This is a genomic window from Moorena sp. (assembly GCF_982860115.1).
The window spans coordinates 1-24,386 of the sequence record NZ_CEYLVT010000110.1 but is presented as its reverse complement, the minus strand read 5'-3'; the positions used below and the strand labels follow the sequence as shown (position 1 = coordinate 24,386).

Genomic DNA, 24,386 nt, shown 5'->3' with positions numbered 1-24,386 from the left:
CCCACAACCCACACCCCACACCTGAGGTCTTTGTTAAAAACCTACCCCTGTGAGCTACTCCCTGCTCCCTACTCCCTTTTCAATTCCTTAATCCGATCACAAAGAGTGCGATCGCGTTTTTCTAGCTCAGCATTTGTGCTCAAATAATCCTGTAGCCAATCACAACTATAGGTTAGGACTTTATCAAGAGCCAGGACTTGATCCACATTCCACAAAATCACCTTACTATCAGCACTAGCGGAGGCTAGAATTTCCCCATCTTGGCTGAAGGCAATTCCCTCTACCTCATCTTGATGTGCGCTGAGGGTAGTCAGCAAGGAACCATCCCGCTTCCAAAGTTTCACCGTCTTGTCTGCACTAGCAGACGCGATCATGTTGCTATCGGGGCTAAAGGTCACTCCCCTAATCCCGTCACTGTGTCCTGTCAGGGTATGTAGCAGTTTTGGTTGGGTCTGATACCTGTCTGTGCTGTCTCCTTGCCAAACTTTGACTGTCTTATCCTCACTACCAGAAGCAATGAGTTTACCATCAGGGCTAATTGCCACGGTTTTCACCTCATCCTCATGGCCTGTGAGAGTATAGAAACTATTGCTCCAGCATTCCGGTAGTAAATTGCTGTTGTCACGGTGCGCGTTCCCTAGGGCTTTGAAAAAGCGCGGGGTCGCACCGCTTCGTTTCGCTTCCCCGCTACAGGTACTATCTATCTTCCAGAGTTTAATGGTTTCATCTTCAGAGGCTGAAGCAATTATCTGACCATTGGGACTGAACGCTACTCCCTCTACCTCATTGCTATGACCTTCTAGGGTGGTTAGCAAGGTACCATCCCGCTGCCAGAGTTTAATGGTTTTATCTTCAGACGCCGAAGCAATTATCCTACCATCGGGACTAAACGCTACTCCTTCAACCCCAGCGGAATGATTATTTAGGGTAGCTAAGAAGGTACCATGTTTATCCCAGAGTTTTACTTTCTTGTCACTACTTGCCGAAGCAATCATGTCACCATCGGGACTGAATGCTAGGCCATTAACTATAGCGCTATGTTTATTATTGGTGAGTTTCAGGGTGCCGTCTGGTTGCCAGAGTTTGACAGTTTTGTCGCTACTTCCTGAAGCAATTGTCTGACCATCAGGGCTGAATACCACTGCCCTCACCCCATGCCAATGACCAGTAAGGGTTGTGTACAAAGTAGTGTTTTGTTTCCAAAGCTTAATCGTACTGTCCTCACTAGCCGAAGCAATTATCTTACCATCAGGACTGAAGGCGATTCCCTCGACCTCATCCCGATGACCTTCTAGGATAGTGAGCAACCTGCCCTCTTTTGTCCAGAGTTTAATGGTATTATCCTCACTAGCCGAGGCAATTATCTTACCATTAGGACTAAAAGCAACTCCATAAACTTCGTCCCGATGTCCTGTTAAGGTTTTAAGCAACCTACCGTCTTTAGTCCAGAGCTTGACAGTATTGTCTTCAGAGGCAGAAGCTATCATCTCACCATCGGGGCTAAAGGCTACTCCTTCAACTCCACTCCCATGGCCTGTAAAGGTTCTAAGCAACCTGCCCTCTTTAGTCCAGAGTTTGACAGTATTGTCTTCAGAGGCAGAAGCTATCATCTCACCATCGGGGCTAAAGGCTATTCCTTCAACTCCTGCACTATGCCCTGTCAGGAGTTTGTGTAACTTGCCCTCTTTTGTCCAGAGTTTGACAGTGTTGTCTTCACAGGCGGAGGCGATTAGGTTACCGTCCGGGCTGAAGGCTACTGCTTCAAACCCAGCACTATTGTTAGTGAAGGTGTTTAGCCAAATGCCGTCTTTAGTCCAAAGTTTGACAGTGTTGTCGGCACTAGCCGAGGCAATCATCTTACCATCGGGGCTAAACGCCACTCCCTTAACTTGGGAGCCATGGCCTTCTAGGGTCTTTAGCAGAGTGCCGTCCCGCTGCCAAAGTTTGATGGTCTTGTCACCACTAGCCGAGGCAATCATCTCACCATCCGGGCTAAAAACCAGGTCGTAAACCGCAGCCTGATGTCCTGAGAAGCGATTGTACTCCTTAATCTCATAAATGATTCGCCAGAGCATTTTCTCAACTTGAGTCTGGGTATCTACTTTTGCCCCAGCTAACTGTTGCAGTTTCTGCCAAGCCTTGATGGCGTAGATCAAGGCATCCAACTTGTGATTGGAGGCATAGAATGCTTCAGAGGATTTTGCGATCGCATTAATTTCGTTAATGACAGCTTTTTGGTACTCCTGGAAAGCGATCAGCCCTAAACTAGCGGACACTAGAAATCCTGTGCTCACTGTAGCCAGCAGCAGCTTTTGCAGTCGGGAAATTTCTTTTTCTTTGGTCAATTGTATTGCCACGGCTTCAGTTCGTGCGGCTTCAGCCCGTTGAGCCTCCCGTTTATCCAAAGTTTGGCTAGCGGATAAGAACTGATAATCTTGGTCACTCAGGCTACGGGAATCTGCCCAAGCTAGGGCATCGAGTAAGGCTTGACCTCGCAATAGTCTCGATTCATCCTGACAATCACCATTGAACCAAGCTCTAAGAGTTGTGTTGTAGGGACGAAGATTTGATAGTTGCTTGCTGACCCAATCACAGTTGAAAACAGCAGCATAAATGGGGTTACGAACCCTAACCTTTCCCTCACTCTTGACCACTAATCCCGACAGTAGCAATTCCATTTGTTCCCAACTGTCATCTGCTGCTACTGCTCCCTGTTGCAGAATTTGCTGATAAAGTCCTAATAACCGCCCAGCCCGTTGCTCATTGCTGAGAATGCGATCGCGTATAGTCCTCAGATGCTCTGGTTCATCTTGGACTTCCCAGTTCTCGATAATTCGCATACCCACAAGGTACTCAATCGATGTAGGATTGACAGTACACCTCTTGCCAAAGTAGTTTTTTGATACTGTTTTTGATACTGTTTGGGTGAATTCTTCTCCACTGTTTCCTGTTCCGGGATCCGACGTTTCCTCTTGTGAAAGAACTCTAGTACAATGCTCTATATCCTCTAGAATCAGCTGACATAGCTTTTGGGTCAGTAAAGGCTGTCCTCCCGTAAACGCCAAGATTTCCCTAAGTAAGGCTTTGGGATTGCTAACCCTTCCGTTAAATCCTAGCGCTAGAGTTTCGGCTTCTTCCAGAGTAAATCCACATAACTCAATCCCCCGTCCGATATTAAACGGAGTCCGTTGCTTATCTACGATCAAATCCGTGGGAGTAGCTACCCCTAACAAGACAAAACTGAGGCGTTGGTAGGCTTGGTTTTCTGTGCGCTTGTTGTAGCAGGCTCGGATCAGGGCAAAAAAATCTTCAATCGGGAACGATAAACCCAGAATGCTATCGATTTCATCAATAAAGATCACCAAATTTCCCTCAACCTCTGCCAGTAGCACCTCCTCAATAAAATCACTCAGACGCTTGACTGGGGATAGATAAGAGCGTGAGCGCCACCAAGCGCGTAAATTGACCTGGAGGTTGAAGCTGCTCACCAGACAGCGCAAGATACTTGCATACCACTGGTCTGCTGTCAAATCTTGGGTACCAATTTCCGTCAAATCAACGATCCCACAGTGGATGCCTATTGCCTGTAATCGGTGAGTAGTTTGCACCCTCAAAGAAGACTTACCCATTTGCCTCGAGGTAAGGACATAGCAAAACTCCCCCGCTACCAAAGCCTCATACAAATCCTGATCTGCTTTACGGCGCACATAACAGAGGTTATCAGGGGGTAAACTTCCGCCAACTTGATAGTTGTGGTTTTTCATAATTTACGGGCATCCATGGGTTTTACCCCAGGTGAGTACTAAAGTACTGACGATACAAATCACAACTAGGCACAGCTCCCTGTTTGTGGAGCTGTACTAATCCTAAACTTTGCAACTTAAAGGCTAGCTTTTGCTCTAATTCCACTGGCTGGGATGACATCACTACGTTTCGATAGGCTGCGACCAGTTGTGGATAGTGTTGTAGATTCCACCATTGTCGTCGAAGGTCATCATGATAAATTCCCGATTCGCTTACTGCTGAATTCAATAATTCCTCAAAGGTAACGTCACCGCGCCTAAGATGATATAACGCTACCCTTAATAGACTTGGATTTCCTCCTACTTTGGCCATAATTAATGACACGTGATCGAAGCTCGAATCATCACTACCCCAATGGATTCCGTGGCGACGGGCTAATTCTTGCACTTGGGCCTTAGTAAACTCTGGCAATTCAATGGATAATCCCACATTAAAAGGGGATTGGTGGATATGTAAGGTAATATAAACGTCCGTAGAATGTATAATAATTAAGCGCAGTTTTTGCCAAATTGTGCTACCGGTTACACCGTACTTAGCTTTTTCATACCAAGCTCGCAACAAACCCAAGAAATCCGTGGCAATGGCAGGGTAATTAAACAACAGGTTGACCTCATCTAGTGCCAATACCATCGGTGTATCTATTTCTTTTAATAGATAATTCTCGAAGTAATCGGTGGTATTACCACTGCTGCCAAAGATATCATCCCAATAATCACCCAGTCGATTCGGTAATTCTAGGCTACGAGTGACTGTAGCACAGAACCATTGTAAAAATCGTTCTAAATCGGTGAAGACATTGGCATCAGCTTGCTGCAAACTCAGAGGGACTGTGCGGAAGCCAGATTCTCTAGCACGATCAAGAATCCTCACCATCAGTGAGGTTTTACCCATCTGTCTAGGGGCTTTAATTCGGATTAATGCCCCTGGCTGCAACACTGTTTCGTAACATAGAGAGTCATTGGGGGGACGCTCGATATAAAATGAGGAATTGAGAGGCACCACACCTCTAGGCAATTCCATCTCTGTAGGTAATTCCAGCTCCACCTCTGGCAATTCCTCAAGCTCGACCTCTCGTAATCGGTCCCTGATCACAGAACGAATGTTATTTTTTGTGATCTTCTCTCCAAAAACCTCTGACAGGATATGCCACAACCGGGAGCCCACCACCCGAATGTAATCGGCGTCGTAACCGGAACCGTCAGCAATCTCTTGATAAGTTTGTCCTGACCAACATTGGCGGAGCACCAGTTCTTGAACAGCATTTAAGCGTTCGGGTTTGATTACCGTATCCACCATCGCCAATGCTTCTTCAACACTCATTACTTTTTATTATGTAATTGATTAGAATTATTTATTACTTTTTCTCACAGACAAAGCCAAATTGCCGATTTACCTTAAGGATAGGGATCGCAAATCGTCCTTTAGGGTTAACGCCAAGCCAGCGATCAGCTATTGATCGCTGGCTACCTACTTCAAGGGGGATCAGCTTCCCTAGTCAACCAGGCTTACGCAATTAAGCCATCTAAAAACTACCTATACGGGTTAAAGGGTAACAGTTAAAACTACCTCGTAATTGTGGGCATCCAAGAATAGGGCATGGGATTTACCCCTACTCCATGCTCTATTTTGTTTTCCCTGGTTAACTAATGGTTAACTAAGAGGTTCCATCACTGATCCATGGTAGTGCTCCACGGTGGCTAGCGTTGTATTGAAGTTCGGTTTTCGACAGTTGACCGTTGCTTGTTGATCGTCCACATTCACTCAAAATTCAACAGTCCCACCTCTGATTTAAACGGTATAACCGCAACTTAGGATGATGCCAAACAGGGTTATTGATTTGCTTAATAAAACCATCAGTAAGGATGTTCATCGTTAACAACCATTAACAAAATTGAGCTTAAAGAATATGGCAAAACGTTTACTATACCACAGCTTTTGCCTTTCGGGTTTCCTTTTTGGCTCAATTATCAATGAGTGACTCAATTGAGCTAATTCAGGGTGATAGAGAAAGTAGGTGTTCGCTAGAAGTAACAATGATCAGCAAGATCAGCAACCTCTAGAAAGGTTTCAGGATTGTACCTTTAATGACCTCCTGATTCCCTGGCTCAACCCAGATAGTTTTAGGAGACGGTTGAGGCAAGTAATCCAGAGGTCAAAGTGGTATAAGGGTTATCGATTCGCCGTCTTATTGGTGGCTTTGGAACGTTTGAAAGTCATTCAGTTTAGTATGGGACGGCAAGTGGGAGCAAAATTGCTACAGGCTTTTGATACTCGCTTGACTTATGCTCTGAATTCTACCGTTAACTATACCATTTACTATACCGTTAACTATACCGTTAACTATACCGTTAACTATACAGTGGCGCGGTGGTCCGAAGATGAATTAGCGGTTTTGCTCGAAGACATTAACGATATCAGTGAAGCTACCTTGGTAGCAGAACAGATTTGCGCTAGCCTGCGGACGCCTTTTTCAATTGATGACCATGACATCTTTTTGAGTGCCAATATTGGAATTGCTAGCAATGACAGGGATGATTACCAACCCTCTGCTCTTCTTGACAACGCCAGTCTAGCTCTTTATCGAGCCAAAATGGAGAGTAACACTGGCTATCAGCTGTTTACCCCTGCCATGCGCACCCGGAGTGTAGAGCGGTTGCAGTTAGAAGATAGTTTACGCTTGGGTATTAAGCGCCAAGAATTGCGGCTTTATTACCAGCCAATTGTGTCTCTTGAAACCCATAAGCTGGCTGGCTTTGAGGCACTGGTGCGGTGGGAGCATCCCGAACGGGGACTGCTGTTGCCAGCAGAATTCATTCCAGTGGCAGAAGAAACAAAGCTGATTGTGCCACTGGGTTGGTGGGTACTACGGGAGGCTTGCCAACAAATGTGCCAGTGGCAACAACAGTTTCCCCAATATCGGGATTTAACAATCAGCGTTAACATCTCCAGCTTACAATTATCCCAACCGGATCTAATCGGTACCATCGACACAATTTTGTGGGATTCTGGTCTCGATCCCCAGAGTTTGAAACTAGAGATCACAGAAAGTCTACTCCTGGAAACTACTGCAGCAGTTCTGTTGACGAAACTCAAACAGCGACAGATTCAGTTGTGCATTGATGATTTTGGGACTCGCTATTCTTCCTTGAGTTACTTGCTAAATTTACCGATAGATATACTAAAAATTGACCGCTCTTTTGTCAAAGGCATCAGTGATAATCACAAACATGAGAAAATTTTGCGGTGGATGGTAAAGTTGGCAAACGACTTCGGCATACATGTAGTGGCAGAGGGAGTGGAAACCGAAAAGCAACTGGGACAGCTTTGTGATTGGCGTTGTCAATATGGACAGGGGTATTGGTTTTCTAAGCCTTTAAATGCCCAAGCTACTGAAGCCTGGTTAGAGGGTTTAAGTTTGGGGAGATGGGAATCGGGAATTTAGAATTTAGAATGCGCGAATTGAGAATTGAGAATTGAGAATCGGGAATCGGGAATCGGGAATCGGGAATCGGGAATCGGGAATCGGGAACTTCGGATCAAGGAAGATTAGAACAGCAGAGGATTTCTTGGTGTGATCACAAATCAGAAAGGCTTAGGAGGATTATTTCCAGGCAAACCCTGGCAGATACTAGCAAAAGCTGTAAGTATATCCATCCTTTCTGTGTATTGCCGATATGTCTTGAGGTCTGCAACTCTTGTAGCCTTTCGCTCCTAATGGAGTAAACCCAAAGCTGCCCTTACTTCTGGGGGTTACTTTGCCTATCCCTAGTTTCTGGTGTTTAGCAATATCACCAGTAGCCCAACCCCTGATTGGCTTTAATGGATTATGTCTAATGGGATAGCCATATTTGTTGAGTGCAGCTTTCTGTCTACCCCCTTGCCCCTTGCAGGTAACTAACAGTGGCTGGGATGTTCTTAACACTAGGGTTTCGATCTCTCCAACACAAGCAGCATCAACCCAATGCTGCTTAGGGAATCCCAGTCTAGTTCGGTTGTATTTCGTCTGAGCGCCTGTACCAGTAACTACAGGTTTTATTGCCTTGAGCGCCTTCACGATCTTGTTTCGAGTCGTGTTCACTACTGCCGCATCTGTTAATGGTTGTCTTGCCTTAGTTTTGATTTTTCGCAGTAAGTCTGGCTTCTTATTTAGAAACTCCTCTATAGGTTTATTCCCTTTCTTTTGATTGCACTTTTCGCAAGCTAAACAAAGATTGCTGACTCGTTCGCGTAGCGTCGGCTTTGCCGAATCCCTTCCCCCCTTAGACTTTGGATGGATATGTTCAATCTGTAGAGGGATATTTTGCTTGCCACAATAGGCGCACTCCCTTCCCCACTTCTCAAGCAAATATTCCCTAACTTCATACCCGGCAAGTTCACCTTGTTGGTATTCAGTACCATTAACTTCGGGGTTTTGCATTTTCTGGGTATCAAACTTAACTCTTTCGATCCAAATTTCATCGACTGGACAAAATTTAATCAGTCGCTTAACCCAGGTTTCAGTAGTCGAGACCCTATGTTCTAGACTGGGAGCAATCCAGCCCTCTGGACGCTTACGATTAAGGAATCTTGGCTTCCTATAACGGGTGTTACGGTTGCGTCTTCCACGTCTAACTGCACCTCTAGATTCTAATTTTTTCTTGATCAATCCTCCTCTGTGTTCTAATTCCATCGCCCAAATAACCTGGTTGTCTTGAACTAGAGCGAACCCAGTAGTCTTGCTACCTGGATCTATCTTGATTTTACAAGGTAATATAGTCGGGTTTGCAATCGCAGTCTTGAGAATGATCGTAAATGGATACATCCTAAGAACTGCCGCTTTCCCTTTATCTAATAGGCGTCGTGCTTTCTTCGGTGATGTCGGATTTAGTGGTCGCTTGTCCGCATCAATAACAAATACGTAATTTTGCATTTTATTGCATCTCAAATTGGTAAAGTGTTCCAAGTGCTTCGCACACGCTTGCGCGAACGGTAATGTTGAAAAGGCTTGTCAAGCCAAACACACATTTTGCCTTCATCTTAATGTCTGGCGACAGAGCCAGGAACTGGAGTTCATTCCTGGGTGTCATGACCTGATCAACGTAGGAAATAAATCCTAAACCTGCATCCTAGCTAGATAATTTCCAGGCTTTGCCGGAAATTACCAAGGCTTTCACTAGGAGGATTGGGTTTGATGATCGACTGCGCGCTTGAGATACTTATAAGGTACATTCAATTCTATTCCCCCTACTCCCTGCTCCCTGCTCCCTACTCCCTACTCCCTAATGATTCCCAATGCCGAACGATACTGGCTCACAAATGCCTATGTACCATTTTGCCTACTGGAAAACAGCAACGTTTGCGTCCGCAACGAGCAGGGTTTGTGCTTAGTTGATATTGAAATTAATCAGGGAGCCATTGCTGCAATAGTGCCAAAGGCGATTGTTCCCAAAGGGCAGCAAAACACGATGCTTGAAAATAGCCGCTACGGGAACGCAAACAGTAGTGTTGAAGCTAGCACAGATACCAGTAACATACCTAGTAACATCCCCAGTGTAGATCTCAGGCAAGGACAAGTATGGCCGTGTTTTCTTGATATACACACCCATCTGGATAAAGGTCATATTTGGGAACGGTCTCCCAATCCTGATGGTACCTTTGATAGTGCCTGTATCACCGGAGATGCTGATGCCGAAACCTATTGGCAAGGGTCAGATTTATATCGGCGCATGGAATTTGGACTCAAATGTAGCTATGCTCATGGCACTAAAGCTATCCGCACCCACATTGACTGGGTTGGAGAACAAAGTGCGATTAGCCTAGGCGTTTTCCAAACCCTCCAGAAAGAATGGCAAGACAGAATTACCCTACAAGCAGTGTCTCTAGTTACACTAGATTACTATCAAACTGCCGCTGCCATTACCTTAGCCGACAAAATTGCTGAAATCGGAGGCATACTTGGGGGAGTAGCCTATAGCAACCAAGACCTGGAGGCTCAACTCGATACTGTTTTCTCTTTAGCTAAGGAGAGAAACCTCAACCTAGATTTCCATGCTGATGAAAACGGTAATCCTGATTCCCATTGTTTACGACAGATTGCCCAAGCTGCTATTCGTCATCAGTTTACCGGAAAAATTATTTGTGGTCACTGTTGCAGTTTAGCAGTGCAACCCTTAGAGGAGGTTGCGGAAACTCTCAAGTTAGTCAAAGCAGCAGGAATTGCTATTGTTAGCTTACCGATGTGCAATCTTTATTTACAAGATCGACAGGCTAACGTTACACCATCTTGGCGGGGAGTCACCAGGCTCCATGAAATTAAACAACAGGGTATTCCGGTAACTTTGGCTAGTGATAATTGTCGAGACCCCTTTTATGGATTTGGGGACCATGATGTATTAGAAGTCTTTACCCAAGCGGTACGGATTGCCCATTTAGATATGCCCATCGGTGATTGGCCCTGTGCCGTAACCAAGACAGCGGCTGATTTAATGGATTTACCCGAGATGGGTAGGATTGGGGTGGGACTCCCAGCAGATTTGATTTTGTTTAAGGGACGCCATTTCAGTGAACTTTTGTCCCGTCCCCAACATGACCGAATTATCTTGCGCCAGGGTCAGCCCATTGATACTACGTTGCCGGATTATGCTGAGTTAGAGAATTAAGAATTTAGAATTTAGAATTTAGAATTAAGAATTTAGAATTGGGAATCGGGAATCGGGAATCGGGAATCGGGAATCGGGAAAAAAATATCTGTACCTGATGACTATGAGAAATACTATATATCAGTTTTCAACAATTCCTGAGCCCATATCCGATTTTTATCCGATAAAGCTGGTACTGGCTCTTGGTCATAATCGAGTTGGTAATCATAACCCCCTCGCTCATAAACGCTATTAATTATAGCTTGTAAATCTACTATTGGTTCAGAATCTTCTGGACGTAACGGTAGGGAAAAAGTTGGTAGTTGCTCTGGCAGATTACAAGTATATAATTCGGCTCGTGGGCGATGCTCTTCTCGACTCACCAAAACCCGATAATCGCTCTCAATAGTATTATCTAATAGTGGCATTGGTTTCCAGGCTCTGAGCAAATCGATCTCTACTAAATTAGTCAAGCTTCCTAACACCCGTTGGCGTTTTTTCAGGTAAGTTTCTCTACCGTCACCAGAGCGCTTATTAACTGGAGATAAAACTTCGATAGCGGTTACCACAGCACCAGTAGTCATATCTCTTACTTCCAAATACCCTTGTTTGATTTCTTCAGGCATAGGAACCATTACTGTTACTGGTTTTGTGGTTGGTGGCGCAACAGCAACCTTAGAGGTGGGAGAATCTTCAGTATTCGGTTGACGTTTAACAGTAACATCAGGAATTCCAACTAATAAGACGTCATCTTGGTTAGTTTTATTAACCTGATAAATGCGCTTTTCAATAGCTACTTTATACTTCGGACGTACCTGAGGAATTAAACACTCAGCAATTAGACTAATCAACCAATGATGTACTTCTGGCCATAAATCCGGATGCTCTAAATACGGATCCATACCGGGAAAGATTGACGGCATCCCTTAACTTCCCATCAGCTCTGTCTTCTAGGATAGCAGGATAGCAGAGGGAGTTGGGAGTAGGGAGTTGGGAGTAGGGGTAAGAGAGGGAAGTGTGGGAGGTGATCCCAGGTGTGGGGAGATGGGGGGATAAGGAGTTAAATGAGCAACGGTTGTGTCCCCCCCTGATTAAGGATTCCTAGTTTCCACGGTGCTTACAAGCTGCTCCCCCGAACTTACACATAGCAATTATAAATCAGTTGTAAAATCGGCAAAATATGAAAGTATTGCAGGGCTTGGGTTATAGCGTTTGCTAAGGCCACTATATTTTATGACTCATATGAAATAGCTATATGTAGTATTATTATGAGACAATGTCAAATGACAACTTGTCATTCACTTGTAACTATCTCATTAGAGTCATGACAGATAACAAGGATTTAACAGGACTTTCCCGCAGAAGTTTTCTTGTTGGTACAGGCAGTATCCTCTTGGCATCAACATTGCCCATAGGACAGGCCTCTGCCCAAACAAACACCTATATCCGCCGCAACTTATCAGATCCATCAGCACCCCTGAAGAGTTATAAAAAAGCAATCAAAGCAATGTTGGAGCTGCCGCCCTGTGATCCTCGAAACTGGTACCGCAACGTCTTTATTCATCTCCTCGATTGCCCCCACGGCAACTGGTGGTTCCTGCCCTGGCACCGAGGCTATCTTGGTTGGTTTGAGAAAACCTGCCGCGAACTCAGTGGCGACCCCGATTTTGCTTTGCCCTATTGGGATTGGACTGCGCAACCCTATATTCCAGAGGTCTTTTTTGAGGGGGTACTCAATCCCTCCAATGAAGCGTTTATTTCCAGCTACAGCACTTTCAAGCAACAGTTCCAAGATCCCATCAGTGATTTTTGGAACTCCCTATCTACAGATCAATTACATCAACAGAAATTGCGTGGATACTGCTCAATTGATGATGTTTGGCAAGCTATAGAAAACCCAAATGCTCCGATGTTCTACCCTTCCGACGCAGCTCGTAGGATAACCCAGGAGAATCCTTATTTAGACTGCGAGACCCAGACAGCAGTGTCACTTGAGACTATCAAGTCTGCTCTGGCTCCCAGAAATTTCATAGATTTCGGTAGTGATGTCGCCGGGTACCATAGCCAAACGACTGGTTTCGCCGTTCTTGAGGATCAACCCCATAACCTCGTCCACAACAACATCGGTGGTTTTATGGGAGACTTTCTGTCCCCTGTCGATCCGATTTTCTTCATGCATCATTGCAATATAGATCGGCTATGGGATGTGTGGACCCGTAAGCAAGAAAAATTGAGTTTGCCGACCCTACCATTACATCCAGACTTACGAAAACTATGGCAAGCAGAACCCTTCCTGTTTTTCATTGATGACAAGGGTAATGAAGTTCAGGCAAATGAAAATGAAGAAGATGAAGAAGATAAAGTTCAGCCAAATACGGCAGGGTATTATGCTACTATTGGCGACTTCAATTATGTCTATCAGCCTGGCTCTGGTGAGGAACTGGTTCCAGCATACAAGAATGAATTGAAGGAATTGACCGACGAGCCAACAGTCTTTTCTGTTCAACAAGTCAGCGGTCGCTCGTTGAAGTTCAATCAGTTATCCAAGAGCAATGTTAATGTTCCTAAGGAGATCCTTCGAGCCGCTCTGGCAAGCAGCAATGGACCCAGTGAGTTTCCAATTACAAGTATTGTTGCTGAAATTACAATTAACGTTCCAGCCAATTTGCGGGATGTTAGATTTAACGTTTTACTCAATTCCCCGGAAGGACAAGACAGCATTGGATTAGATAAAACTCACCTTGTAGGAGCGTTGGAGTTGTTCGGCACACTCCACCACAGCGGTCCTGTAACCTTCAAGATTCCACTGACTCGTGCATTGAAGGCTTTGGCTAAGAAGAAGAAACTAAATATAGATCAACCTTTACAAGTCGGCCTTGTGCCGGATAGCAAGAGGATCAGGAGGGATTCCTTAGAGGCAACCCTTGAATCTGTGAATATCAAAATCTTCTAGGACACTACTGTTATGGAAATGATGCTGAAGCGCTTTACTTTAGTAATTTTTGCCAGTCTATGTCTGTTGATTGCGGGAGGCATTCAATATGCCCACGCTGCTGATTTGGCGGGGCAGGTGACCTTCTCGTTGCCCCGCACTCCAGCTCACGATGAGGCAGTCAGAGTAAGGATATCTGCGGGGGTTCTACCTCGCGGTGCCAGGATTGTGGTGCGGTCGATGGATGGTAGAATTCTAGGGACGGTGTCTCCTTTTGGGGTGAGGCCAGGCCAGCCTTCGGGGGTTTACACGATTCCCCTGCCGGAGAGGGTTTTGAAGGATGGAAAAGTGTCTTTAGTGTTGCAACTTAAGCAGAAGGGTGCCAAGGGGGTTCGTGCTCCCAGTGCGGAAGAGTTCTTGGGGGCAGAGTTGGTTTATATTCCCATTACCCCTTTTGATTAGACCTGGAGTTTAGGCAAACTGAAATAAGCCAAATCAACCAGGTAGATTGGCCTTGAGGACAGAATAAAAAGCCTGATCCATGGGAGGGTAGCTTTTGGGTCTAGGCTTTTTCTGTATAGCGCTACGGGCAAGGGCTTTAGGCACAAGGCATGCATGCTAAAGTTTACTATAATCCATTCCCAATTAAAATAAATGGTGCCCAATAAAAGGGATGTGCCAGCAGGCCACGCCCTCCCTCATTTTTAATTAAAGCAATTTGAGCTTGTCGGAGGGCTTCGGCTTTAGTAACGTTCCCCTGTTTCAACACCTGATAAAATTTAGTCATCAAGGCTTGGGTACCCTGGTCATCCACTGTCCACAGGGATGCGATCGCAGCATCGGCACCAGCATTTTGCATCAGATAACCAAAACCGAGGATTTCTTTGCCATCCCCCAATTCTCCCCCTAAGCCGGTTTGACAGGCACTGAGCACTACTAAATCTACATTGGATAAATCCCATTTTTCTTCTACCTGGGTCAGGGTAACGCGACTGCCATCACCAAACAGGATAAATGAATCTTGTTTAGTTTTGTTGAACACAGCATGGGTGGCTAAATGCACTACAGAATAGTCATTCATCTGATAAATGGTATCCCCATGAAACTGTTTATCGATGAATAGCTTAGTGTTGGGAAAGGTTTCTGCCAGACGCTCTACTTCCGGTTGGGTATACTGTAAGGCCGAAAAGCCTTTATGGGCTTTGGTGACCGCAGCCGCAAACACGTCTAACTGTGGTGTCGGTTTATTGTCTAAGGATGTTAGGCTCAGAGCAGTAATCTGATTAACTCTCAACCGCTCAATTAACCATTGCTCCCCATCATACAAAGCCCCTAGGGGAATATAGCGCAATTTCCCATCAGGAGCATAAATAATAGTTTTGGCATTGGCCTTGGCTAAGTCCCCTTCAATCGGTTTAATTAGCCACTCGTACAATTGCTCGGCGGGAGGTCTGGCATTACGAGCCGGATTTGCCAGGAGTCTGCGGAAGTTTTGAATCGCTCTTTCCAGGTCTTCTCGTTTTACCTTAACCGTGCGGCGAATTGGGGGAGCATAAGGAGTAACTAGGACTAATTCCAAACGGTCATCTAATACTAGGGGATAGAGAATAACGGCATCCTGTTCCAATTGCTTAAGTTCGTCTCGTAATCGTCGATCGTACTTCTTTAAGTCTAAGTTTTCTGCTTCTGTAGTTTCCCTCAATTGTGCCAAGCGAGCTTCTACCTCTGGACTGTTGAGGAAGTCTTGAAAGTCTTTAGTTAGCTGGGCTTGATTTTTCCTAAGTTGAATGATTCGCTGTTGCTGGGTTTGGGTGCGCTTATCCCTAACAATAGTTTCTAGTTCACTGAGTTCTTGACCCAGTGCAATGGCTTGGTCGATAATCGGTTGGGTACCCTTAATGATTTCTTGTTCTTCCGTCAGTTCTGTAATGCCATCAACGGTGTTATCATCCCCTCGCACATTACTCAGGTAATCCTGCAACTCCTGCACTTTCAGTAAATCGAGCACCCGTAGGGCTTCTAGGTTGCGATTTTGTTGGGTCAATAAATCAGCCAAGCGGCGATAGTCTTGGGCAACAGTATCCGTAAAGGATTGTTGTTGTTCAATGGGCAGAACTTTTAAGTCTTTGCGGATGGCTTCTCGGACATTAACCGATTGTTTAAAGAAGGTAATCGCTAATTCCGATTGGTTTTGGGTATCATACAACTTACCCATACCAGCCAGAATTTTCCCTTCCGTTAAGCGAGTGCCAAGGGTTCTGGAAAGGGCTAAGGCTTGTTGATAAGCTGCTAAAGCCTGGGGATAGTTTTCTAGTTTAGTGGAAACCATTCCCATATGGTACAAGGTATCGCTAATCCCGGCTTTGAACCCAGTTTTTTGATTAATCCCTAAGGCTTGCTGATGATAGTCATTGGCTTTAGTATACTCTCCCAGTTCTTCATAAACTCTTCCAATCCGATTCAGGGTTTTAGCTTCATCTAGGCGATTACCAATCTGTTGAGAAATAGCCAAGGATTGCTGATAAAATTGGAGAGACTTGGGATAGTTTTCCTGCTTTTGGTAAACTTCTCCGATGTTAGTTAGGGTTTTCGCAATCCATTCCTTCGCCCCAATTTTCTTAAAAATGGCCTTAGCTTGGTTGAAGTAGTCCAAGGCTTGGGGATAATCTCCCAAATCCAGATAATTCAGCCCCATATAGTTATAGGTGCTGCCAATACCAGCCTGGTCACCAATGTCTTGACGAATGGCTAGGGCTTTTTGATTATATTCTAGGGCTTTGGGATACTTTCCCCAGTGACTGTAAACTATTCCGATGTTGCTCAGGGTATGAGCTTCCCCTGAACGGTGGCCAATGTCTTGAAAAATAGCTAGAGATTGCTGGAAGTATTCTAAACCTCGGTCATACTCCCCTTGGTCAGTATAAATTGTTCCGATATTGTGGAGAGTCGTGCCAACTCCCTGCTTGTCACCAATGTCTTGCCTAATTTTTAGAGATTGCTGATGATACTGTAAGGCTTTGGCATAGTCTCCCCAGCTACTGTAAACGCTTCCGATGCTGCCCAGGGTACTGGCTTCCCCTGAACGGTGTCCAATGTCTTGAACAATAGTTAGAGATTGCTGGAAGTATTCTTTTGCTTGAGCATACTCACCCTGACTATGGTAAACTAATCCAATATTATTGAGGTTAGTAGCTTCCCCTAAGCGATCGCCTATTTCTTGAGAAATAGCTAGAGATTGCTGGTGGTATTCTAATGCTCGGTCATACTCACCCTGACTGCTGTAAACTGACCCAATATTACTGAGGGTACTAGCTTCCTGGGAGGGTACGCCTAGGTCTTGAGAAATAGCTAGAGATTGCTCGTAGTATTCTTTTGCTTGAGCATACTTACCCCAAGCATAGTAAATAAACCCAATATTATTGAGGGTAACAGCTTCCTGGGAACGCTCGCCTAAATCTTGAAAAATAGCTAAAGCTTGTTGGTAGTATTCTTTTGCTTGCTCATACTCACCCTGACTTTTGTAAACTGCCCCAATATTATTGAGGCTATTAGCTTTTCCTGAGCGCTCGCCAATGTCTTGACGAATGGCTAGAGATTGCTGGTGGTATTCTAATGCTCGGTCATACTCACCCTGACTGCTGTAAACTTCTCCAATATTATTAAGGGTATTGGCTTCATTGGAGCGCTGGCCAATTTCTTGAGAAATAGCTAGAGATTGCTGGTAGTATTCTAAAGCTTGGTCATACTCACCCCGAGCATAGTAAATAAACCCAATATTATTGAGGGTAGTACTTTCCCTTGAGCGCTGGCCAATTTCTTGAGAAATAGCTAGAGATTGCTGGTAGTATTCTAAAGCTTGGTCATACTCACCCCGAGCATCGTAAACTGAGCCAATATTATTGAGGGTAGTACCTTCCCCTGAGCGATCCCCTAGGTTTTTTAAAATCACTAAAGCTTGCTGGTAGTATTCTAAAGCTCGGTCATACTCACCCTGACTCTGGTAAACTGAGCCAATATTATTGAAATTAGTAGCAACATTATCACGACGGAGATCGCCAAACTCTTGGTTAATCGCTAAAGCTTGCTGATAATAGTCTAGAGCTTGGCGATACTTCCCTTGGTCATCATATATCGAGCCAATGTTGTTGAGTTTAGTCGCAATTCCTATGGAGTCGTCTAACCTTTTGCTAATGGTTAAGGATTGCTGGTAGTAATCTAGGGATTGGTTGTACTTTCCTTGTTGGTAGTAGACTGTCCCAATATTATTGAGGAGGATTCCACTAGTTTTCTGGTCATCAATTTTTTTAGTAATGGTCAAGGCTTGCTGGTAGTAATCTAGGGCTTGGTCATACTTTCCCTGAGCGTTGTAAATTTTCCCAATAAAATTGAGAGCAGTTATTTCTTGAGAGGAATCTTTGATTTCTCGGGCAATGGCTAGGAGTTGCTGATAAGACTCCAAAGCTTGCTCATAGTTGCCTTGCCTGATTTGAGCTAGTCCAAGCCCTCCCAGGAGAATTGCTTGATCGTGGTAATTTTTAAGTTCTCGAAAAATCTCTAAGGCTTGTTGGTAGTAGTCTATGGCTTGGTCATGCTTTCCCAAGTCATAATAAGCTAGCCCAATCAACCAAACTATACCTACTTTATCATTAGGATTTTTAAGTTTTTGGTAAATAGCTAAAGCTTGTTGATAATAGTCTATCGCTTGCTGAGACTTTCCCTGTTTTTTATAAACCTGACCAAGATAAAAAAGAGTAGTGCTTTCATCAGCCTGATTCTTAACTTCCCGGTGAATAGCTAACGCTTGCTGATAATAGTTGAGGGCTTGGTCATACTGTTTCTGGTTATAGTGAACTAAGCCAATATTATTGAGCGCAATTCCTTCCAGCTTACGCTTACCCAATTCTCGCCGAATCGCTAAGCATTCCTGGTAAACCTCTAGGGCTTTGAGATACTCCCCTTTCTGGTTGTAAATCCCTCCAATCCAAAATAGAATATTCTGTTCTAATCCCCGAAAACCAGTTGGTTTAGTAATGGCTAATGCCAACTCCAGGGTTTCTAGCCCTTTATCCAATTCCCCTTGATTGTTATACAGTATTCCCTTCAAGGTCAGGGCTACACCTTCTCGTAATTGATAACCTTCTTCTCGACTCAAACCATGAGCTTGCTCAAGAAACTCCCCAGCTTGGTTCAATTTCCCTGACCAGATATAAGCTGAGCCGATCACATTCAGAGCGTAGGCTTGATAGTAGCGTGGGAGAATGCGTACGCTTTTCCCAGTCTTAGCTACTTCTTTGATAATACTCAAACCTTGCTCTAACCTATCTAAGGCTTTGTCATACTCTCCTTGGGAGGAGTAAACTGAGCCAATATTAACCAGTGCATAACCAATCCCAAGCTGATGACCTACCTCTTGGTTAATAGTTAGGGCTTGCTCCAACAATTCCAGAGCCTTAGGATAGTCTTCTTGACTTGAATAAACTGTTCCGATATGGGTCAGGGTTTCCCCTTCTTCCTTTCGCTCCCCTAGACCTTGACGGATTTTCAGAGCTTCTTGCAATACTTCCAGGGCTTTGGTTTCTTGAGATAATAGATTGTAAACCTGTCCAAGACCATTAAGAGCTTGAGCTTCACCGGAAGGGTTTCCCAATTCCCGATAAATCGTCAATACTTGTTGATAACTCTCCTTGGCTTGAGGCAACTGACCCTTAACAAACTCTAACCTTGCCCGATCGAATAACTGCTCCGCTTGAGTGGCTTGGTCTGGAGTCGTTTGTGCTACTGCTGGAGCAACTCCCAGATTTTCTGGGGCTAGGATCGGTGAGAGCAGGCAGAGTAAGGTAGCACTAGCTAGCTTGAAACAGAATACAGGAATAGTAGAGTAAGTACCCATAGACACACCCGTGACTTGGTAGTTTCTTACTATATATATCGCTAGGTAGTGGCAGTTTTATGCGGATTTTACTATATCGTCAGCTGTCAGCCGTCAGCTGTCAGCCGTCAGCTGGCCGGGGAACTTGGTCATTGGAAAGCGCGCCTTGAGCGAATTTAATAATTAGATGCGGAAAGCGCAGCCAAAAGATGCCCGTTCCACGCCTAATGCCCATTCCACCTCACTCTTAAAATCATTCCATTATTAAGCAACGCCTTCCCCTGAGCGATCGCCTAAGTCTTGAGCAATGGCTACAGCTTGCTCGTAGTAGTCTAAGGCTCGGTCATACTCACCCTGACTCTGGTAAACTGAGGCAATATTATTGAGGTTAGTAGCAACACGTAAACGACCAAGATCGCCCAAATCTTGGTTAATCCCTAAAGCTTGCTGATAATAGTCTAGAGCTTGGGGATACTTCCGTTGGTTCTGATAAATCGAGCCAATGTTATTGAGTGTAGTCGCAATTGATATCGAGTCGTTTAACCTTTTGCTAATGGTTAAGGCTTGCTGGTAGTAATCATTGGCTTGGTTGTACTTTCCCCAATTGCTGTAAACTCCCCCAATATTATTGAGGAGGGTTGCACTAGTTTTCTGGTCATCAATTTTTTGAGTAATGGTCAAGGCTTGCTGGTAGTAATTTAGGGCATGGTCATACTTTCCCTGATAGTTGGAAACTTGCCCAATAAAATTGAGAGCGATTATTTCTTGAGAAGGCTCTTTGATTTGTCGGGCAATGGCTAGGAGTTGCTGATAATACTCCAGGGCTTGCTCATAGTTTCCTTGCCTGATTTGAGCTACTCCAAGCACTCTCAGGATAGTTACTTGATGGGGGGAATTTTTAAGTTTTTGAAAAATCTCTAAGGCTTGTTGGTAGTAGTCTATGGCTTGCTCATGCTTGCCAACTTTAAAATAAGCTAGCCCAGTTTCCCAAAATTTTAGACCTTTTACAGTCAGATTTTCAAGGTTTTGGGAAATAGCTAAAGTTTGTTGATCATAGTCTCTCGATTCCTGAAACTTTCCCGGTTTTTCATAAACCTGACCAAGATTAACAAGGGTGGTGCTTTCCCCAGCCTGATTCTTAACTTCCCGGTGAATAGCTAAAGCTTGCTGATCATAATCAATAGCTTGGTCATACTGTTTCTGTTTATCGTAAACTAAGCCAATAGTATTCAGCGCAATTCCTTCAAGCTTACCCTTACCCAAGTCTCGCCGAATCCCTAGGGATTGCTGGTAAACCTCTATAGCTTTGAGATACTTTCCTTTATCGTTGTAAATCCTTCCACTCAGAAACAGGATAGTATCTTCTAATCTCTGACTCCGAGTTGCTTTAGGAATGGCTAACCCAAGCTCCAGGGTTTCTAGCGCTTTATCCCATTCCACTTGAGCAGTATACAGTATTCCCTTCAAGATCAGGGCTGCACTAACCTGATATTGATAACCCTCTTTTCGACTCAGGGTATGAAATTGCTCCACAAACTCCCCAGCTTGGTCTGGAGTCGTTTGTGCCACTGCTGGAGCAACTCCCAGATTTACTGGGGCTAGGATCGGTGAGAGCAGGCAGAGTAAGGTAGCACTAGCTAGCTTGAGAGATAATACAGAAATAGTAGAGTAAGTAATCATAGACACACCGGTGACTTGACAGTTTATTACTCTAGATATCTGTAATTGGTGGCACTTTTATGCGAATTGTACTAAATAATTTTTCAATATCAAGCAACTTGCTCTGATATGATGTCAAGATAATTAACCTTAAGAAAAATCTCCCACACTCCCCGCGCCCCCACCCCAAACCTGTGATGACAACCCCCCAAGCTATTGACTGGAATTCCCTAGCCTCGGAACTTACCGGAATAGAAATTATTAATGACCCGAAGCAAGTTGCTAAATTATCCCTAGACTACTACCACTTCAGTCCGGTACTGGAATCCCAGCTTAGGGATAAACGGGGGAATATCGTAGTTCGTCCGACTACGGTGGCGGAAGTCCTGGAAATAGCTAGGGTTTGCGTTAAGTACAAAGCTCCCCTAACCGTAAGAGGCTCAGGCACTGGTAATTATGGTCAGTGTATCCCCCTCAACGGTGGCCTGATTCTCGATACTACTCGCATGAATCAGATTAACTGGATAAAACCGGGTTTAGCTTCTGTTCAGCCAGGGGTCAAGCTAGCCGCCTTTGACAAAGAAGCTCATAAAATTGGCTGGGAATTGCGCATGGCTCCCTCTACCTATCGCACTGCTACGATTGGTGGGTTTATTGGTGGCGGCAGTGGCGGCATTGGTTCCATTACTTATGGAGTATTACGCGATCGCGGAAATATTCATGCTGTCCAAGTCGTCACCCTCGAAGACCAGCCCCGTGTAATCGAATTACGGTCCGATCAGGTGCAGAAGGTCAATCACGCCTATGGCACCAATGGTATTATCACCGAATTAGAAATACCCCTAGGGCCAGTGTATCCTTGGGCTGAAGTGATAGTAGTCTTTGATGACTTTATGACTGCTGCGAGATTTGGTCAAGCTTTAGGTGATGCCGATGGCTTAATTAAGAAACTGATTAGCATTCACGCTTGGCCAATTCCATCCTACTTTGCCGCTCTCAGCAACTACCTTCCCGAAGCTAAGCACTGTGCCTTGCTGATGATAGCGGAATCTTCCCTAGAGCCATTCCAGGATTTAGTTCGGGAGTATGGTGGAGAGGTCACTTACCAGAAGACTGCCCTAGAAGCGAGTAAGGGAGTCAGCTTAGCAGAGTTCACCTGGAATCATACCACCTTACACGCCCGTAGTGTTGATCCCAGCCTCACCTATTTACAAACCTCATTTGTGAATCTGGACCAGGTGGAGCATATGTATCAGCACTTTGGGGATGAAGTGATCATGCATTTAGAATTTATGCGAGCAGCAGGACAACTGATACCAGTGGGACTACAAATCCTTCGGTATAGTTCTGAGGAGCGTTTGAATGAGATTATTCGCTATCACGAAGACTATGGCGCTATGATTGCTAATCCCCACACCTACATCCTAGAAGATGGGGGTATGAAAACCGTTGATATGGAACAGTTGCGGTTTAAGGAAATAGTTGATCCCTATGGATTGATGAATCCCGGTAAAATGCGAGCCTGGGAGCATCGGTAGAGTAGGGAGTGTGGGGTCCCGGCGCGGGGAGTGAGATTAACAACAGAACAGGGAGCAGGGAGTGGAGAGCAGGCAATTTTGGATCAAAAATTCTCACAATTTCTAAACGCATCCCTATACTATCAGAGCAAGCTATAACAGATCAGCTGGCTATAGCTTTAGTATAAATTTTCTGGATAAGTGACATTTCCATAGTAAACTATACATCGGCGGGTATAGCTTATGTAGCTATACCCGCAAGGCAAGAGGAAAGAGTTTACTACAAAAGCTTTTCAGCTTTTATCAGTGTCCTAACTTTAATGGGTAGTGCTATACCTGATAGCTGATATGTGAATGCTTACCTTAATTTGCTAATTGGCCGCCCATTTTTCAAAACCAATACACTTATCCAAGGAGAAAGTAGCTACCATGATAGAATTTGATTCATCATTGTTTAAAGAGAAGGTTAAATCTCTTTTTTTGCACACAGAGGAAGAAAATCTTGCTGCTTATATCTATAGCACTCCTGATCCTAATATTGAAAATGATCCTGCTAGGGGTGAAGAATATTATAGACAAGTAATTGAAGAAAGTGTTGATTATTACCTTTATAAGGAAGAGGTTAGGCTCATTAACACAGTGGCTAATCAACTATCAAATTATGTGCCACAGGGGGTGAATATCGTTGAATTCGGACCAGGAACAAAAACAGCATTTATCAACAAAACTATGCCTTTCCTGAAGTCATTGAATCATAATATCACAACGTATATTCCCGTAGATTTGTGCAAAACTTATTTGGATCAGGCAAAAGACGTTTTGCAAGATGAGTTACCAGATATGTTGGTTAAACCCATACAAGACGACTTTATTGAGAATACGGATCTCGTTAAACAGTTTGACAAACCGTTAGTTTGGTTTAAAGGCAGCACAATCACTAATTTATCTACAAACCAATGTATCGATTTTCTGAAAAACATATCTCAAGCCTTGCCCTCAGAAGGTATTCTAATCGTTGGTGTAGATGCTAATCAAAGCGAGTCTTCATTAAAAAAAGCCTACGATACTGAAGAAATGGCAAATCTTATGTTAAGCGTACTATATTGGGTTGATCGCGATTTGCCAACAACCAACTTTAATCCTGACGCATTTAAGTATCAGCCTGAATGGACTCCAAACAATTATTGTTTGAAACATAATGCCATTGCTACCAGCAACCAAGACTTTGTTTTTGATGGGGTTAATATCAGCATCAAAGAAAATGAAAAATTCCATCTTTTAAGTTCTTACAAATATCCCGTTGATTATTTTCAAAAAATAGCTAGGCAAGCAGGATTAGAACCCTTAACTCATTTTGTTGATGAAAGTCAACGCATGGTTATTCATGTTTTAGCTTCAAAAAATAGCGTTGCTTAATAATGGAATGATCTGAAGAGTTTTGTGGTAAGCATTAAGCTATCAGCTTATGGGTCATGGGTCATGGGTCATGGGTCATGGGTCATGGGTCATGGGTCATGGGTCCCAGGGTCGAAGCCTGTGGGGCGCTGTCTTGATGCATCGCGACTTGAGGTGCTTTTGAATAAAATAAACAAAAGGGTGTGTGCGTAGCACATAAGCTGACCGCTGATCACTAATAGCTGAATGCTTAGATGACGGTCGCAGTACCCTTAGAGGCAGAGTGATGGACACAACTGGATTCGAACCAGTGACCCCCACGATGTCAACGTGGTGCTCTAACCAACTGAGCTATGCGTCCAAACCATTCATTATGATAGCACATATTTACAATACATAGCAAGGGAAGTATGGTTTAGGAGATAGTCTTTTGTTTGAAAGGGAGCAGGGACTTCGGAGCAGGGACTTCGGAGCAAAAGATGTCCTAACCTTTGCTTCGACTGCTATAGCAATTCTCAGGAACGTTTGAGGGCAATTACCTATTGCCTTCCCCTCCTGGGAGGGGTTAGGGGTGGGTGCCTATTGCCTATTGC

General features: G+C 44.4%; 12 protein-coding genes and 1 tRNA gene. 6 read left to right on the top strand and 7 right to left on the bottom strand.

The genetic code is table 11. The annotated features are described in order from the left end of the window. Window positions 1–68: 68 nt before the first annotated feature. Both AC4II3_RS18825 and AC4II3_RS18820 read right to left on the bottom strand, forming a co-directional pair. Window positions 69–3,764, bottom strand: a complete 3,696-nt coding sequence (locus AC4II3_RS18825; RefSeq protein ID WP_488012750.1) for a WD40 domain-containing protein — start codon at window positions 3,762–3,764, stop codon at window positions 69–71. Window positions 3,765–3,786: 22 nt separating this feature from the next. Beyond that, on the bottom strand, window positions 3,787–5,124 hold the full coding sequence (locus AC4II3_RS18820) for an AAA-like domain-containing protein (RefSeq protein WP_488012752.1): 1,338 nt from the start codon (window positions 5,122–5,124) through the stop codon (window positions 3,787–3,789). A 694-nt stretch (window positions 5,125–5,818) separates the two neighbouring features. On the opposite strand from AC4II3_RS18820, the gene AC4II3_RS18815 reads away from it, so the two are divergent. Further along, the gene (locus AC4II3_RS18815) at window positions 5,819–7,246 is read left to right on the top strand and encodes a putative bifunctional diguanylate cyclase/phosphodiesterase (protein WP_488012754.1); all 1,428 of its coding nucleotides are present in this window, start codon (window positions 5,819–5,821) and stop codon (window positions 7,244–7,246) included. 186 nt (window positions 7,247–7,432) lie between these two features. Here the strand turns inward: AC4II3_RS18815 and iscB are convergent, their stop codons facing one another. Beyond that, window positions 7,433–8,713: an RNA-guided endonuclease IscB gene (iscB, locus tag AC4II3_RS18810; RefSeq protein WP_488012755.1), complete on the bottom strand. Its 1,281-nt coding sequence runs from the start codon at window positions 8,711–8,713 to the stop codon at window positions 7,433–7,435. Between the two features lie 352 nt (window positions 8,714–9,065). On the opposite strand from iscB, the gene AC4II3_RS18805 reads away from it, so the two are divergent. Beyond that, window positions 9,066–10,442, top strand: a complete 1,377-nt coding sequence (locus AC4II3_RS18805) for a cytosine deaminase (RefSeq protein ID WP_488012757.1) — start codon at window positions 9,066–9,068, stop codon at window positions 10,440–10,442. A 113-nt stretch (window positions 10,443–10,555) separates the two neighbouring features. Here the strand turns inward: AC4II3_RS18805 and AC4II3_RS18800 are convergent, their stop codons facing one another. Further along, window positions 10,556–11,344 (bottom strand): DUF4058 family protein, encoded by a 789-nt coding sequence (locus AC4II3_RS18800; RefSeq protein ID WP_488012759.1) that lies wholly within the window; start codon window positions 11,342–11,344, stop codon window positions 10,556–10,558. Window positions 11,345–11,745: 401 nt separating this feature from the next. Between AC4II3_RS18800 and AC4II3_RS18795 the strand changes: the two genes are divergently transcribed. Together AC4II3_RS18795 and AC4II3_RS18790 are read left to right on the top strand one after the other, a co-directional pair. After that, the gene (locus tag AC4II3_RS18795; RefSeq protein WP_488012761.1) at window positions 11,746–13,374 is read left to right on the top strand and encodes a tyrosinase family protein; all 1,629 of its coding nucleotides are present in this window, start codon (window positions 11,746–11,748) and stop codon (window positions 13,372–13,374) included. 12 nt (window positions 13,375–13,386) lie between these two features. Continuing rightward, on the top strand, window positions 13,387–13,815 hold the full coding sequence (locus AC4II3_RS18790; protein WP_293119484.1) for a hypothetical protein: 429 nt from the start codon (window positions 13,387–13,389) through the stop codon (window positions 13,813–13,815). A gap of 166 nt (window positions 13,816–13,981) precedes the next feature. On the opposite strand, the gene AC4II3_RS18785 is transcribed toward AC4II3_RS18790, so the two are convergent. Both AC4II3_RS18785 and AC4II3_RS18780 read right to left on the bottom strand, forming a co-directional pair. Next, complete coding sequence (locus AC4II3_RS18785; RefSeq protein ID WP_490722866.1) at window positions 13,982–19,243, bottom strand: DUF2225 domain-containing protein; 5,262 nt, start codon at window positions 19,241–19,243, stop codon at window positions 13,982–13,984. A 243-nt stretch (window positions 19,244–19,486) separates the two neighbouring features. Further along, window positions 19,487–20,902 (bottom strand): tetratricopeptide repeat protein, encoded by a 1,416-nt coding sequence (locus AC4II3_RS18780; RefSeq protein WP_488014332.1) that lies wholly within the window; start codon window positions 20,900–20,902, stop codon window positions 19,487–19,489. A gap of 176 nt (window positions 20,903–21,078) precedes the next feature. Between AC4II3_RS18780 and AC4II3_RS18775 the strand changes: the two genes are divergently transcribed. Beyond that, window positions 21,079–22,419 carry an FAD-binding oxidoreductase gene (locus AC4II3_RS18775; RefSeq protein ID WP_488014334.1) on the top strand — a complete coding sequence of 447 codons (1,341 nt, stop codon included), beginning with the start codon at window positions 21,079–21,081 and terminating at the stop codon, window positions 22,417–22,419. Window positions 22,420–22,827: 408 nt separating this feature from the next. Next, a complete protein-coding gene (locus tag AC4II3_RS18770; protein WP_488014336.1) occupies window positions 22,828–23,814 on the top strand; it encodes an L-histidine N(alpha)-methyltransferase in 987 nt (328 codons plus the stop codon). Window positions 23,815–24,080: 266 nt separating this feature from the next. Here AC4II3_RS18770 and AC4II3_RS18765 read toward each other — a convergent pair. Continuing rightward, a tRNA-Val gene (locus AC4II3_RS18765) sits at window positions 24,081–24,154 on the bottom strand. Window positions 24,155–24,386 lie beyond the last annotated feature (232 nt).

Excerpts from the sequence above, each read along its gene's own strand:
- AC4II3_RS18770 (WP_488014336.1), top strand. The coding sequence starts at position 22,828 with ATGATAGAATTTGATTCATCATTGTTTAAAGAGAAGGTTAAATCTCTT.
- AC4II3_RS18795 (WP_488012761.1), top strand. The coding sequence starts at position 11,746 with ATGACAGATAACAAGGATTTAACAGGACTTTCCCGCAGAAGTTTTCTT.
- AC4II3_RS18780 (WP_488014332.1), bottom strand. The coding sequence starts at position 20,902 with ATGATTACTTACTCTACTATTTCTGTATTATCTCTCAAGCTAGCTAGT.
- AC4II3_RS18820 (WP_488012752.1), bottom strand. The coding sequence starts at position 5,124 with ATGAGTGTTGAAGAAGCATTGGCGATGGTGGATACGGTAATCAAACCC.
- AC4II3_RS18775 (WP_488014334.1), top strand. The coding sequence starts at position 21,079 with ATGACAACCCCCCAAGCTATTGACTGGAATTCCCTAGCCTCGGAACTT.
- AC4II3_RS18805 (WP_488012757.1), top strand. The coding sequence starts at position 9,066 with ATGATTCCCAATGCCGAACGATACTGGCTCACAAATGCCTATGTACCA.
- AC4II3_RS18825 (WP_488012750.1), bottom strand. The coding sequence starts at position 3,764 with ATGAAAAACCACAACTATCAAGTTGGCGGAAGTTTACCCCCTGATAAC.
- AC4II3_RS18800 (WP_488012759.1), bottom strand. The coding sequence starts at position 11,344 with ATGCCGTCAATCTTTCCCGGTATGGATCCGTATTTAGAGCATCCGGAT.
- iscB (WP_488012755.1), bottom strand. The coding sequence starts at position 8,713 with ATGCAAAATTACGTATTTGTTATTGATGCGGACAAGCGACCACTAAAT.
- AC4II3_RS18785 (WP_490722866.1), bottom strand. The coding sequence starts at position 19,243 with ATGGGTACTTACTCTACTATTCCTGTATTCTGTTTCAAGCTAGCTAGT.
- AC4II3_RS18790 (WP_293119484.1), top strand. The coding sequence starts at position 13,387 with ATGGAAATGATGCTGAAGCGCTTTACTTTAGTAATTTTTGCCAGTCTA.